The sequence below is a fragment of the Selenomonas ruminantium AC2024 genome (assembly GCF_000687995.1).
GTDB lineage: Bacteria > Bacillota > Negativicutes > Selenomonadales > Selenomonadaceae > Selenomonas_A > Selenomonas_A ruminantium_B.
Map to the genome: position 1 here is coordinate 1540316 of NZ_JIAC01000001.1, position 13992 is coordinate 1554307.

A 13992-nucleotide genomic window follows, 5' to 3' on the forward strand; every position below is an offset into this window, starting at 1 on the left:
TGGTGTCTTATGAACAGTTATTTGCTGGGGTTATATGAAAAATCCATGCCGGCAACGCTGACTTGGAGAGAAAAACTTGAAGCTGCTAAAGCAGCAGGCTTTGATTATGTTGAGATGAGTATAGATGAGACGGACGCTAAGTTGGCACGCCTTGATATGACCGAAAATAAACTTGAAGAAATTAGGTCTGCCGTGAAATCTACGGGGATTCCTTTGGGGTCAATCTGTCTAAGTGGTCATCGACGCTTTCCGTTTGGTGCTACCAAGGAAGAAGACAGGAAACGCAGCTTAGAGATTATGGAAAAGGCTATAATCCTAGCGGCAAAACTTGGTATTCGTACTATCCAATTGGCCGGATATGATGTGTACTACGAAGAAGGCTCCGAGAAGACACGGGCTGATTTTATTGAAGGGCTGAAAAAGGCAGTGCTTTTAGCTGCAAAGTATGGTGTGCAGATGGGCTTTGAAACAATGGAGACGCCTTTTATGGACACTACCGAGAAGGCTATGGAATATGTACGTTTGGTAGATTCACCATATCTGGGCGTGTATCCGGATTCAGGCAATATCACCAATGCTAAGCTGATTTATGGCGGTACCGTGGCAGAAGATTTGCAGACAGGCAAAGGCCATCTGATCGCCATGCACTTGAAAGAGACTGTGCCAGGAAAGTACCGTGAGATTCCTTTTGGCACTGGTCACGTAGATTTTCAGCAGGTGGCAGAGGCCGCATTCAATCTTGGCGTACGCCGGTTTGTGGGAGAATTTTGGTACAAGGAAGGAACGGATTGGGCGCAGATTCAGAAGGATGCCTGTAAGTTCCTGAGAGGATATCTGGATAAGGCTGCGGCAACATGCTAAGAAAGGCTTGGAGAGGAATTTGAAATTATCAATAGTAATTCCTGCCTATAACGAGGCGGATAATCTGCCGCTTATTTTGAAGCGGTTTGCAGAAGTTATAAAGCGGCAGGACATAGAAGTGGTCATTGTGGATAATGGATCTACCGATGAATCAGCAGAGGTTTTGTCAAACTTATTACCTAAGTATCCTTTTGCACGGTCTGTACGTGTAGAAATTAATCAAGGATATGGCTATGGAATATTGCAGGGCTTGAAGGCTGCGAAGGGAGATTACATTGGCTGGACGCATGCGGATATGCAGACAGACCCTCAGGATGTAGTGAAGGCTTTGGACCTTATAGAAGCGGAAGGCTCACCAGATAATATTATGGTAAAGGGAGACCGCCAAGGTCGGCCTTTGATGGATAATTTCTTTACTGCAGGTATGGGGATTTTTGAATCTTTATATCTGGGGAAATGGATGTATGAGATAAATGCCCAGCCGAATATATTCTCTCGGAAGTTTATTGATACATGGAAGAATCCCCCACATGATTTTGCCCTTGACCTGTATGTCTTTTATATGGCCAAAAAGCAAGGCTTGAAGATTATCCGTTTTCCGGTTGAATTCCCAGAAAGGCTGCATGGTACATCTAAATGGAACACAGGACTGGCAAGCAAGTGGAAATTTATCAAGCGAACGATTGCTTTCAGCGTGAAAATGAAAAGGGGAGGCATAAGCTGATGGAATATATCGCACATAGAATTAACACAGTAGAAGAATTGCAGAAGCTGCCAAATGAATACGGGGTAGAACTAGACCTGCGTGACGGTCTTGATGGGCGTATCTATATCCAGCATGAGCCATTCATTGCTGGAGAAGATTTTGAAGAATACCTCAAACAATATCATCATGGCACCATGATATTGAACATCAAAAGTGAACGGATTGAGTTAAAAGCATTAGAGTTACTGAAACAATATGGTGTAAAAAAATATTTCTTTTTAGATTCCAGCTTCCCAATGATAAAGCTACTCAGTGATCAGGGCGAGTATAATATTGCTCTGCGTTTTTCAGAGATTGAAGGATTGGATACCATAGAAAATATGCGAGGACGCGCAAAGTGGATTTGGGTGGATTGCTTTACAAAAATGCCTCTGACAGCTGAAATAGCTGATAAACTTCATAGCTGGGGATATAAGATTTGCATAGTTTCGCCGGAGCTTGAGGGACAGGATGAGAAGCTGGAGGAATATAAGGATTATCTGGAAGGTATAGATGTAGAAGCAGTTTGCACCAAGATATATAACATGGGGCGCTGGAGATGATAGCAAGCAGGTGTGAAAATGTGCAATAAAGATAAAGACGGTACAAATTGGTATTTTTGTGTAGCCTTTATAACTATTTTTTTAGTTTCAGCTATTCGATTTCCGTTGCTTTCGTTTTGTTCTGAAGTTTGGGCAGAACAAGGGACAAATTATCTGTTAAATGCAATGGAAAAGGGCATCATAGATAATCTTATGATTACCGATGCTGGATACCTGGTTATATATCCACGGATAATTGCATTGCTCGCCTATCACATTTTTCCGTTGAAATGCTTTCCATACTTGACAAATATAGCAGGGCTACTGCATATTAGCTTCTTTTTATCATTCTTTTGTTGTCGTGATTTTAGAAGCGTTCTTTTCTCCGATAGAACTAGGTTCGTTATATGTTTGTTTTTTGGTTTAATCGTTATTCCTAACTTTGAAAATTTCACGTTTGTTAATTGGGTATATCACGGCATATTTTTTTGTATGCTACTACTGTTTGGAAACCTAGAAGGATGGGATAATAAAAAGTATTGGTTCTTTATGATTTTGTCGGCAGTATTAAGTGCCTCTAAATTTCATTTTCTTTTATTTTTTCCTGTGTATTGCTTATTTTCTTTTTATCATCTATATAAAAAACGATGGAAAACTGGGATGTTTTTTATTCCGAGCATATGTATGATGCTAGTTCAAGTGATTTCTGTTGTAAAGCATATGTCTTCGGATAGTTTTATAGTCAATAGCACATCTGCTCATTTGTCAATTTATGAAACTATAAATAGAATGGTGAATAGCTTGTTTTGGTGCATACAATATTATGCGCCAGGTTGTACATTGATTTTGTCTTTTTTTGTTTTTATGTTAGGCTTATATGTAATATATAAGGGAATCAAAAACTCATATATATCATGCATTGAAAGGAACTTTATTCTTTTATGTTTATATGTTGCATGTTCGTATAGATCAATATCCAGTTTGAGCCATTTTTTATTTTATTTACCAAAACCATTGAACAGTGGAATGCCATCTTTATCACGTGTGGATTTTTTGTCGTATGATTTGATACTTATGGTAGAGATTTTGCTGGTTATAATGGTATGCCGTGTATATAAAGACAGCCTTGAAAGGCTTGAGAAGGCTGGTTTGTTTCTTCTGATTATTTGCCTGCATGCTTCAACATTTGGGCAAATGTTATATAATCTCGAAGATTTTCGAGGAATTAAGTACGAAGTTAAATTATGCATGTATGAACATGGGATGATAAAGAAGCAGCCAGATAATATCTATGCACAGTTGTTTGTAAATTCGACCTGGTTGGATTATTATCCATTGCTTAAGGAAAAAGCTTTTTTTATCCCGATCAATCCTGGGTTAGATGATATAGAGAGGTGGTCCATTCGGAGAGGTGTTGCAGTATTATTAAAGACAGATTCTATCGAAGGGGATAAAATATCTCTTACATATGATGAGAGCGTAAGTGGGATATGCTCTATTTATGTAGAATATCCAGCAATTGAAAACATCAAAGTCCAAGCTTATAATGAGCAACATTTAATGATAGCTGAAGTGGGATTCTTAAACAACAAGAACAGCATAAGGAAATACTTCTATTTTGAAGATGATATCTGTCCAGCTTATCTAAAAATTGTCCGTGAGAATGGTGCTGATATAGACTTTAATGACTGTAAATCAATTTTGGTTATCGGCAGGTAATTTACTCAAACTTCGTACAGCTAAAACAAGTCATAAATCAGGCGTAGTATAGGGGCTTGAGAAGGCTTACGCTACTTTATTTTAGAAAGTTTGATTTAATAATTAAAGGTCAGTTTTTCAACTGCGAAGTTGGAGATGATTATTTGTCAATGTCTATAATATTAATGTTCTTATACGAGGAATTGGTCGTGCTAACTAGTTTTGGGAGGTATGCATAAATTATGAGCAAAATTAAGGTCACTAAAGCTCCTATAGAGGGCTTATATGTTATAGAGCCAATAGTTTTTGGAGATAGTAGAGGATATTTTACGGAGACTTACAACCAGCAGGATATGCATGAGGCTGGTTTGGACATGGTTTTTGTGCAGGACAATCAAAGTATGAGTACCAAAGGCGTTCTGCGGGGATTGCATTTTCAGAAGGAGCATCCGCAGGGAAAATTAGTGCGGGTGATTCGCGGCACTGTATTTGATGTTGCTGTTGACCTGCGGAAGAATTCACCTGCCTATGGAATGTGGTTCGGTGTGGAGCTGTCGGCTGAGAACAAGAAACAGTTCTATATCTCGGAAGGTTTTGCTCATGGGTTCTTGGTACTGAGTGATGAAGCAGAGTTCTGTTACAAGGTTACGGATTTCTATCATCCGGGGGATGAAGGAGGCCTTGCCTGGAATGACCCGGACATTGGTATTGAATGGCCACATCTTGTCGGTGAGTATCAGGGAAATGCGGACTCAGCAGGTTATACTGTAGATGGTGTGCCATTGAATCTGTCGGATAAGGATAAGAAATGGGCACGGTTAATAGATACGTTTGTATTTGATAAAATGTGAGGGATTTAATAATGAAGGGAATAGTTTTAGCTGGCGGTTCGGGGACGAGACTGTATCCTCTGACCATGGTGACATCGAAGCAGTTGCTGCCGATTTACGATAAGCCGATGATTTATTATCCGCTGTCTGTTCTGATGAATGCGGGGATAAGGGATATCCTTATCATCTCTACGCCAGCAGACACGCCTAGATTCAAGGAGCTTTTGAAGGACGGCAGCCGTTTTGGCTTGAATCTTCAATATGCTGTTCAGCCATCACCAGATGGGCTGGCACAGGCATTTATTATTGGTGAGGAATTTATCGGCGGAGATTCCGTGGCTATGGTGCTGGGGGATAATATCTTTGCGGGACATGGGCTGAAGAAGCGGCTACGCCATGCTGTGGAAACGGCGGAAAACGGCCAGGGGGCTACGGTGTTTGGGTATTATGTAGATGACCCAGAGCGTTTCGGCATTGTGGAGTTCAACGACAAAGGGCAGGCTATCAGTATTGAGGAGAAGCCTCAGCAGCCTAAAAGCAATTACTGTGTAACAGGGCTTTATTTCTACGACAATCAGGTGGTGGAACTGGCTAAGAAACTACAACCTTCCGCTCGTGGTGAACTGGAAATTACTGACTTGAACAAGCTTTACCTCGAACAGGGGAAGCTGAATGTGGAACTGTTGGGGCAGGGCTTTAGCTGGTTGGATACCGGTACCCATGAAAGTCTGGTGGAGGCTACGGAGTTTGTAAAGACCATGGAAACCCACCAGCATAGAAAGCTGGCGTGCTTGGAGGAGATTGCCTATCTCAATGGCTGGATCAGCCGTGAAGAGGTTATGGCCGCCTATGAGGTGCTGAAAAAGAATCAGTATGGCAAGTATCTCAAAGATGTAGTGGATGGCAAGTTTTTAGATGTTTTGCATGGATAAGGAGTTTTAGGCGATGAATATTGTAGTTACCGGTGGTGCCGGTTTTATTGGCGGCAATTTTGTTTACTATATGCTGGGTGCACGGCCTGAGGATAAGATTATCTGCTATGATAAGCTGACCTATGCAGGCAATCTGGCGACACTCGAAGATGCGCAGAAGCATGAGAATTTCAAATTTATCAAGGGCGATATTGCTGACCGTCAGGCCGTTTATAAGATGTTTGAAGAAGAAAAGCCGGATGTTATTGTAAACTTTGCGGCTGAATCTCATGTTGACCGTTCAATTGAAAATCCGGAGATTTTCCTGCAGACCAATATTATTGGTACGAGTGTACTCTTGGATGCCTGCCGTAAGTACGGGATTCAGCGGTATCATCAGGTGTCTACGGATGAGGTTTATGGTGATTTACCGCTTGACCGTCCGGATTTGTTCTTTACGGAAGAAACGCCGCTTCATACCAGCAGTCCTTATTCTAGCTCCAAGGCCGGGGCTGACTTACTGGTGATGGCTTATGGACGTACCTATGGTGTGCCGGTGACGATTAGCCGTTGCAGCAATAACTATGGACCGTATCATTTCCCGGAGAAACTGATTCCTCTGATGATAGTAAACGCTTTGGCTGATAAGCCCCTGCCGATATATGGTGAAGGTAAGAATGTCCGCGACTGGCTGTATGTGGAAGACCATTGCAAGGCTATAGAACTGATTCTTCGCAAGGGGATAGTCGGAGAAGTCTATAATGTTGGTGGACATAATGAGAAGAAAAACATTGATATCGTCAAGCTCATTTGTCAGGCACTGGGTAAGCCGGAATCCCTGATTACCCATGTGGCGGACCGAAAAGGCCATGATATGCGTTATGCTATCGACCCGACAAAGATACACAATGAACTGGGCTGGTTGCCGGAAACGAAGTTCGAGGACGGCATCAAGAAGACTATTCAGTGGTATCTGGATAATAAGAAGTGGTGGCAGGATATTTTAGCCAGGGGATAAATAGAATAGAAATAGAGCATGGTCATCTGGAATGTGACCATGCTCTATTTTATTTATTTGTCGCGATAGTGGCTGCCGCACTGCGCTATGTAGATGGTGTCGGCTGCAATTTTATAGACAATGCGGTTTACATCGTCTATGCGACGGCTCCAATAACCAGATAAATCTTCACGTAGAGGTTCTGGTTTTCCGATTCCTGTATAGCCGTTGCGGTCGATATCTTTTATGAGAGCAAGGATTCTTTTTAATGTTTTTTTATCTTGTTTTTGCCAATAGCAGAAATCATCCCAAGCATCATCAGACCATGATTTTATCATAGTTCTACCTCGTGTACTGTTCCTTGACCAGATTCAAGTTGAGATATGGATTTTCTGAGGCGGGCAATATTTTCTGCACTGTAGAATGGGTCGGGGGGAGCAGAAACTTCAAAGGGAATTCGCCGTTCAGCAGTTACTTTTTTGGCAAATATAGTAAATGCTGTAGTGATGTTCATTCCCATCAGTTTGCAGACCGTTTCCATTTCATGCTTTAAATCAGCATCTATGCGTAAGTTTATGGTTGCTTGTGCCATAATAAACACCTCCATATACTAATTATACAACGTTTGTGAATATGCTGTAAAGATTTTTGTTACAGAATAGCGGTTCTTATGTGGCATATTTGTTAGTTACGATAGACCTAGCAAAACGAGGCAGTAACGAATAGATGCGTTCGTTACTGCCTCGTTTGTGGTTGTGTTTATTCTGCGTCAAAGAGCGGCAGAGCTTCCAAGAAGATGATATCCGTGCGTTTTGCGGCGTCGCCTTCGGCCAGTACGCAGGCTTCGCCGATTACTTTGCCGCCGGCTTCTTCGGTGAGTTCGGCGAGGGCTTTCATGGAGCCGCCGGTGCTGATTACGTCATCGAGCAGCAGGACGTTTTTGCCTTTGAGGCGGTCAACGTCTACGCCGTCCAGGCAGAGTTTCTGTACGCCTTTGGTGGTGATGGAGATGTCTTCCACCCATACGGCGTTTTCCATGTAAGCCTTGACGGATTTACGGGCTACGATGTAGCGTTCCATGCCGAGTTCGCGGGCAAGGTCTGCGGCCAGGGGAATACCCTTGGTTTCTGCGGTGAGAATCACGTCCGTGCCTTCCGGAATTTTTTTAGCCAGTTCCTTGGCACAGGCCAGTGTCAGTTCCGGGTCGCCGAGCATGATGAAGCCGGCGATTGCCAGTTTGTCCGTGACATTCAGAATGGGCAGCGAGCGTTTGCAGCCGGCCACCGTCAATTCATAAAATCTATTTGCCATTTCCTAAATCTCCTCGTCTGAGAATTTTGCGTGTTGCAGAACTATTATACGCTCTTTTGGGCGTGAGCGCAAATATTATTGTAAGAAAAGAGGAAAATTGGTAGAATAGGAATGATGTGTTGCGGTGCAACGGTGAAGGAGGTTTTTGCTTGCGAATTTTATTATCCAATGATGACGGCATTAAGGCGCCGGGAATCGAAGCCCTGGTGCGGGCCTTGCATAAAGAGCATGAGGTGATGGTTTCGGCGCCCATGCAGCAGCAGAGCGGCATGAGTAACGCCCTGACCATCGGCAAGCCGATTGAGGTGGCCCGTGATGCGGAACTGGAAGAAAAGTACGGTATTGAGGCCTGGGCCGTGGGGGGGACACCTGCGGACAGTGCCAAATTATATATCGAAGCCTTTATGACGAAAGAAAAGCCTGTGGACCTCGTGATTTCCGGCATTAATCATGGGGCCAATCTGGCTACGGATATCATTTACTCCGGCACGGTGGGAGCGGCGATGGAAGGTTATTTCCATGATATTTCCTCTTTTGCTTTGTCTCTGGATGTGGAAAGCGAGCTTTCCTATGATGAGGCGGCGGAGATTTTTGCGCGGGATTTACAGTCGCTATTGCCGGAGGATGGCAAAACTTTCCTTTATAATATGAATTTCCCTTTATTCCTGAAGGATGGTGTGCCCCAGTATGTCTTTGGCCGTCAGGGCAAGCGGGATTATCTGAACGCCTTTATGAAGGAAGAGCGGGATGGCAAGGTCTTTTATACCATGGCGGGAGAGATTTATGACCGGGATAAGGGCAATGCCACGGATATCTATGCTACGGAGCAGGGGTATATTTCCATTACGCCACTTGTGGCGGATTTGACGGATTATGTGGAACTGGACCAGCGGCTCGAAAAATAGGGTGACGGCGAGAGGTCTTTCGTGCTACAATTAAGGTTGAGATTTTTACTGTATTAGGGAGGTTGCTGACATGAAATCGATGATTAGAGATATTAAACTTGCACCAAGCGGTCACGACAAGATTGAATGGGTAAAGAACTTTATGCCTGTGATGCGTGCCGTAGATGAAGAATTTTCCCGGACCAAACCCTTTGCTGGCAAAAAGATGGTGATTACGCTGCACTTAGAAGCCAAGACGGCCTATATGGCGGAAGTCTTTATGCATGCCGGGGCAGAAGTGGCCATCACGGGCAGCAACCCCCTGTCCACACAGGATGACGTGGCAGCCGCTTTGGTGGAAGACGGCGTCAACGTCTTTGCCTGGCATGACTGCACGGAAGAAGAATACTTTAAGTTCATTGATGAAGCCTTGAAGATTGAACCGGATTTCATCATTGACGATGGCGGCGACTTGGTGCATGCGCTGCATACAACGCATCGTGACTTGCTGCCAAAGATTGTCGGCGGCTCCGAGGAAACGACTACGGGCGTACACCGTCTGCGTGGTTTGGCACAGGACGGCAAGCTGGAGTTCCCGATGATTGCGGCCAATGATGCCTATATGAAGTTCCTGTTTGACAACCGTTATGGCACGGGCCAGTCCACCTGGGACGGCATCATGCGCACGACAAATCTCGTGATTGCGGGCAAGACTGTGGTCATTGCTGGTTACGGCTGGTGCGGCAAGGGCGGCGCTATGCGTGCACGCGGCCTCGGCGCTAATGTCGTGATTACGGAAGTTGACCCGATTAAGGCCATTGAAGCGGTCTTTGACGGTTTCCGTGTGATGCCGATGGATGAAGCGGCTAAGATTGGTGACATCTTCCTGACGCTTACGGGCGATAAGGATGTTATCGTGAAGCGTCATTTTGAATCCATGAAGGACGGCGCCATGCTCGCGAACTCCGGTCATTTTGACTGCGAAATCAATATTCCGGAACTCGAGAGCCTGTCTAAGTCCCGCCGCAAGGTGCGCAACAATATCGAAGAATTCCTGCAGAAAGATGGCCGCAAAATTTATCTGCTGGCCGAAGGCCGCCTCGTAAATCTGGCCGCTGGTGACGGTCATCCTGCAGAAATCATGGATTTGTCCTTTGGCGTGCAGTTCTTCTCGATGATGCACCTCTTGGAGCATGGCAAGGAACTCAAGAAGGAAGTTCATCTGATGCCCAATGAAGTCAATGTGAAACTGGCGGAGCTCAAGTTAAAGTCCTTGGGGATGGCGATTGACACGCTGACGCCGGAACAGCGGGCATATCTCAATATGGAGTAACAGGAGGAAGTAATTTTGAAAACGTTAGTTAAAGATGTATATGTGGTTAAGCCGGATGGCACGACGCCACTTACGAATATCATGCTGGATGGGGATAAGATTGCCGCTATTGGCGATGTGCCGGAGGATTTCCGTCCGGGTAAGGTGATTGATGGCAAGAACCATCTGGCTACGCCGGGTTTTGTCAACGCCCATACCCATGCGTCCATGACCCTCTTGCGCAGCTATGCAGACGATATGGCGCTGATGGATTGGCTCAACAATATGATTTGGCCGATTGAAGCCAAAATGAATGAGGACGATATCTACTGGGGCGCCATGCTGGCCATGGTGGAAATGGTGCGCAGCGGCACCACGACCTTTGCGGATATGTATGGCCCCTATATGAACCGCGTGGCTGAGGCGGCTATGGATGCAGGCATTCGTGGTGTGCTCTGCCGCGGCATCATCGGCGTGGCTCCGGATGGAGAGCAGAAACTGCAGGAAAATGTGGAGCTCTATAAGGATTACCATGGTGCCAACAACGGCAAGATTACGGTAATGTTTGGCCCGCATGCGCCCTATACCTGTCCGCCGGAATTCCTCAAGAAGGTAGCCAAGGCCGCGCAGGACTTAGGCGCTGGCATCCATATTCACATGCATGAGACGAAGACGGAAGTGGAAGACTCCCTCAAGCAGTATGGCAAGCGTCCTTTCGCCTGGGTAGAGGAAACGGGCATCTTTGACAATGACCATGTGCTGGCTGCTCACTGCGTACATCTCGATGACAATGATATTGACATTATCAAGAAGCATAAGATTGCCGTAGCCCATAACCCCGGCAGCAATATGAAGCTGGCCAGCGGTTTTGCGCCGGTATCCCGTCTGCTCAAAGAAGGTGTTGTGACGGCTCTGGGCACGGACGGTGCTTCTTCCAACAACAATTTGGATATGCTCGAAGAAGTGAATCTCGCCGCTATGCTCCACAAGGTCAACGAGTATGACCCGCTGGCTGTGCCGGCTTTTGAAGCGCTGAAAATGGGCACGGAATACGGTGCGCAGGCTGTGAATATTGAAGGTTTGGGCCGTCTGGAGGCTGGTTATAAGGCCGATATTACGCTTTGGGATATGAACAGCGCGGCCTGGTTCCCGCGTAACAATCTCGTTTCCCTGCTCGTTTATGCAGCTAATGCCGGTTCTGTGGATACGGTTATCTGCGGCGGTCAGGTGATTATGGAGAAAAATGAACTCAAAACCCTCGACGAAGAGCGGATTTGTTACGAGGCTCAGCGTTGTGCTGACCGCCTCAAAAAGTAAGTACTGAGGTGATCCCTTGAATAAGAAGACGACGGAGCGCAAGACGGCTCCGCGGCGCAGAAAGGCTTCCGGGAAGAAGCGGGCTCCGGCCCAGCAGCCCGGAAGTCCCGAGCGCAAATATGAACTCTGGGGCCTCTTTTTGACAGCGGTAAGCCTGATTTCCATCTGTGGTCTTTGCGGGCTCAATGTGGGCTTTGTGGGGCTGTACTTTGCCAAATGCCTGAACTATATGTTCGGCATTGGCGCCATTGTGATTTCCCTGCTGATTCTCTTAATTGGCTATCAGTATATTGTCAAGCACCATGGTCTGCGGTATTCGCCACGGTTTTTCGGGCTAGGGATGCTGTTTCTGTCGGTGCTGGCCATCTGGCATCATATGGCCGTGGAACCCGGAGCGGAAATCCTGCCGGAGAGTCTGCCGCGGGGCGGCGGCCTTATGGCGGGCGGGCTGCTCTTAATTCTGCGGAAGTTCTTTGGCGTGGATGGCTCCATCATTTTGCTCGGGGCAGGCGTGATTGGCTCCATTTTGCTGTCCACAACCTGGTCTTTGGCGAATGGTGTCCTGCGCACGCAGCGCACGGCGGCCAAGAGTGCTGCTGTCACTGGCAAGGCCATGGCGGTGGCCTATGAAAAGGTCGCTGATGTCAGCGAGCGGGTAGAGGAAAAAGTCGTGGAAAAGGTCAAGGCCTCTTTCTACAATCAGGAAACGGATGACCACTTTGCCGAGCCGCCTGCAGAAGAAAAAGCGACAGCTGCCGAAACGGTGGCTGAACCTGCAGTAAGTACACCCGCAGCCGAAATGGAAACAAAGGCAGAGGACTTGCCGCAGTTTACCATTGAATATGGCCGCCTGGATGATGGGGCAGAGGAAGAAAGTGTTGATCTGGAGGAGGTTGACATGTCAGAAATTGACATGTCAACAGTTGACCAGTCAAATTTGACAAGTCAGCCTGCTGTCAATGTGGCCCAGCCTAAACCGGTGGCTCCTTCGGCTAAGCCCATGAAGGATGCGGCCAAGCGTACGGCTATGCCCAGCTATGGGGAGATTGCGCCCATCCGGCCTGCGGCGGCTATTCTGGATGGCTCCGAGCAGGCGGCGGCAGAACCGCCTAAGCCGGTTAAGCCCTATGAACTGCCGAAGGTCACGGAGATTTTAAGCAAGCATGCCAAGGCCAAGAACACCGCCTTGGAAATGGAAATTGCTGATAATGCCCGGGTGCTGCAGCAGACATTAGCTGACTTCAAGGTCAAGGCTACCATTCTCAATGCCTGCCATGGCCCGGCCGTTACGCGCTATGAACTCGAACCAGCTCCCGGAGTGAAGGTCAGTAAGATTACCAATCTGGCGGACGACATTGCCCTAAGACTTGCGGCCGCTTCTGTGCGTATCGAACAGATTCCCGGCAAGAGTGCCATCGGTATCGAAGTGCCGAATAAGGAGCTCGAAGGTGTGCAGCTGCGCGAAGTTTTGGAAAATGCCAAGTTCGACAAGGCCAAGTCCAAACTCACGGTTGGTCTCGGCATGGATATCGGCGGGCAGGGCATCTTTGCCGACTTGGGCAAGATGCCGCATCTTTTGGTGGCTGGTGCCACAGGCTCCGGTAAGTCCGTCTGCATTAATACACTGATCACGAGTATTCTCTTTAAGGCCAAGCCCGATGAAGTCAAATTCATTCTTGTGGACCCCAAGATGGTCGAGCTGTCCAATTACAATGGCATACCCCATCTAATGGTACCAGTGGTTACTGACGCCAAGAAGGCGGCTTCGGTACTCAACTGGTCGGTGCAGGAGATGGAGAAGCGCTACAGCAAGTTTGCGGAAAAAGGTGTCCGCAATATGCAGGGCTATAACGACAGCTTCCCGGACGATAAGATGCCGGCCATCGTCATCATCATCGACGAGCTGGCGGACTTGATGATGGTCGCGCCGCATGATGTGGAAGATGCCATCTGCCGTCTGGCACAGAAGGCACGCGCGGCTGGCATTCATATGGTGCTGGCTACCCAGCGGCCGTCCGTTGACGTTATCACGGGCATTATCAAGGCCAATGTGCCGTCCAGAATTTCTTTTGCGGTGTCCAGTCAGATTGACTCGCGTACCATCCTTGACCGCAGCGGTGCCGAAAAACTGTTGGGTCGCGGCGATATGCTGTTCTTCCCGATTGGTGCGTCGAAGCCCCGCCGCGTGCAGGGCGCCTTTATCAGCGATGAGGAAGTGGAAAAGCTTTTGGATTTCATCCGCGCACAGGGACAGGAAATGGAACCCAACGAGGAAATCGAAGCCTTTACGCAAAAGGAAATGTCCGAGGCGGCAGAGGAAGACAGCGGCAAGGGCGCGCGCAGTGCGCCCAAGACCGATGCGCTGCTGGCTGATGCGGTCAATCTCGTCATGAGTACGGGGCAGGCATCGGCTTCGAGCATTCAGCGGCGCTTCCACATCGGTTTTACCCGGGCCGGGCGGTTGATTGACACCATGGAAGAGTTGAATATCGTGGGGCCGAATGTCGGCAGCAAGCCACGCGAAATATTGATGACCAGTGATGAAGCATTGGAAGTGCTGGCCAATTTGTAAGAGGTGTAAGTT

14 protein-coding genes are annotated in these 13992 nt (G+C 47.1%); 11 read left to right on the forward strand and 3 right to left on the reverse strand.

Translation table 11 applies throughout. From position 1 onward, the window contains the following. The first annotated feature begins 9 nt into the window (after positions 1-9). The 7 genes from P157_RS0107275 (at position 10) to rfbB (ending at position 6605) form a co-directional block, all read left to right on the forward strand. Positions 10-861, forward strand: coding sequence for an L-ribulose-5-phosphate 3-epimerase (locus P157_RS0107275; protein ID WP_026760407.1), 852 nt, complete (start codon positions 10-12; stop codon positions 859-861). A 19-nt stretch (positions 862-880) separates the two neighbouring features. Then, positions 881-1585 (forward strand): glycosyltransferase family 2 protein, encoded by a 705-nt coding sequence (locus P157_RS0107280; protein ID WP_037368206.1) that lies wholly within the window; start codon positions 881-883, stop codon positions 1583-1585. Next, the gene (locus tag P157_RS0107285) at positions 1585-2169 is read left to right on the forward strand and encodes a hypothetical protein (protein ID WP_026760409.1); all 585 of its coding nucleotides are present in this window, start codon (positions 1585-1587) and stop codon (positions 2167-2169) included. Before P157_RS0107280 ends, P157_RS0107285 begins: the two co-directional genes overlap by 1 nt. An 18-nt stretch (positions 2170-2187) precedes the next feature. Then, positions 2188-3867, forward strand: a complete 1680-nt coding sequence (locus tag P157_RS0107290; RefSeq protein ID WP_026760410.1) for a hypothetical protein — start codon at positions 2188-2190, stop codon at positions 3865-3867. A 221-nt stretch (positions 3868-4088) separates the two neighbouring features. Continuing rightward, positions 4089-4697, forward strand: a complete 609-nt coding sequence (rfbC, locus tag P157_RS0107295) for a dTDP-4-dehydrorhamnose 3,5-epimerase (protein ID WP_026760411.1) — start codon at positions 4089-4091, stop codon at positions 4695-4697. 11 nt (positions 4698-4708) lie between these two features. After that, positions 4709-5608 (forward strand): glucose-1-phosphate thymidylyltransferase RfbA, encoded by a 900-nt coding sequence (gene rfbA / locus P157_RS0107300; protein ID WP_026760412.1) that lies wholly within the window; start codon positions 4709-4711, stop codon positions 5606-5608. 13 nt (positions 5609-5621) lie between these two features. Further along, entirely contained in the window at positions 5622-6605 is a 984-nt protein-coding gene (gene rfbB, locus P157_RS14095) for a dTDP-glucose 4,6-dehydratase (RefSeq protein WP_051598539.1), read from the forward strand. A 53-nt stretch (positions 6606-6658) separates the two neighbouring features. Here the strand turns inward: rfbB and P157_RS0107310 are convergent, their stop codons facing one another. From P157_RS0107310 to P157_RS0107320, 3 genes are all read right to left on the reverse strand, one after another. Beyond that, positions 6659-6922, reverse strand: coding sequence for a Txe/YoeB family addiction module toxin (locus tag P157_RS0107310; RefSeq protein ID WP_026760413.1), 264 nt, complete (start codon positions 6920-6922; stop codon positions 6659-6661). Then, entirely contained in the window at positions 6919-7176 is a 258-nt protein-coding gene (locus P157_RS0107315; RefSeq protein WP_026760414.1) for a type II toxin-antitoxin system RelB/DinJ family antitoxin, read from the reverse strand. The genes P157_RS0107310 and P157_RS0107315 overlap by 4 nt, the downstream gene beginning before the upstream one ends. Positions 7177-7343: 167 nt before the next feature. After that, positions 7344-7895, reverse strand: a complete 552-nt coding sequence (locus P157_RS0107320) for a phosphoribosyltransferase family protein (protein ID WP_026760415.1) — start codon at positions 7893-7895, stop codon at positions 7344-7346. A gap of 149 nt (positions 7896-8044) precedes the next feature. Here P157_RS0107320 and surE point away from each other — a divergent pair, with 149 nt between their 5' ends. The 4 genes from surE to P157_RS0107340 all read left to right on the forward strand — a co-directional run bounded on the left by surE (position 8045) and on the right by P157_RS0107340 (position 13980). Beyond that, entirely contained in the window at positions 8045-8800 is a 756-nt protein-coding gene (gene surE / locus P157_RS0107325) for a 5'/3'-nucleotidase SurE (RefSeq protein WP_026760416.1), read from the forward strand. Between the two features lie 70 nt (positions 8801-8870). Beyond that, positions 8871-10112, forward strand: coding sequence for an adenosylhomocysteinase (locus P157_RS0107330; RefSeq protein WP_026760417.1), 1242 nt, complete (start codon positions 8871-8873; stop codon positions 10110-10112). A gap of 15 nt (positions 10113-10127) precedes the next feature. Continuing rightward, complete coding sequence (locus tag P157_RS0107335) at positions 10128-11408, forward strand: amidohydrolase (protein WP_026760418.1); 1281 nt, start codon at positions 10128-10130, stop codon at positions 11406-11408. Positions 11409-11424: 16 nt separating this feature from the next. Beyond that, positions 11425-13980, forward strand: coding sequence for a DNA translocase FtsK (locus P157_RS0107340; protein WP_026760419.1), 2556 nt, complete (start codon positions 11425-11427; stop codon positions 13978-13980). Positions 13981-13992: the final 12 nt, after the last annotated feature.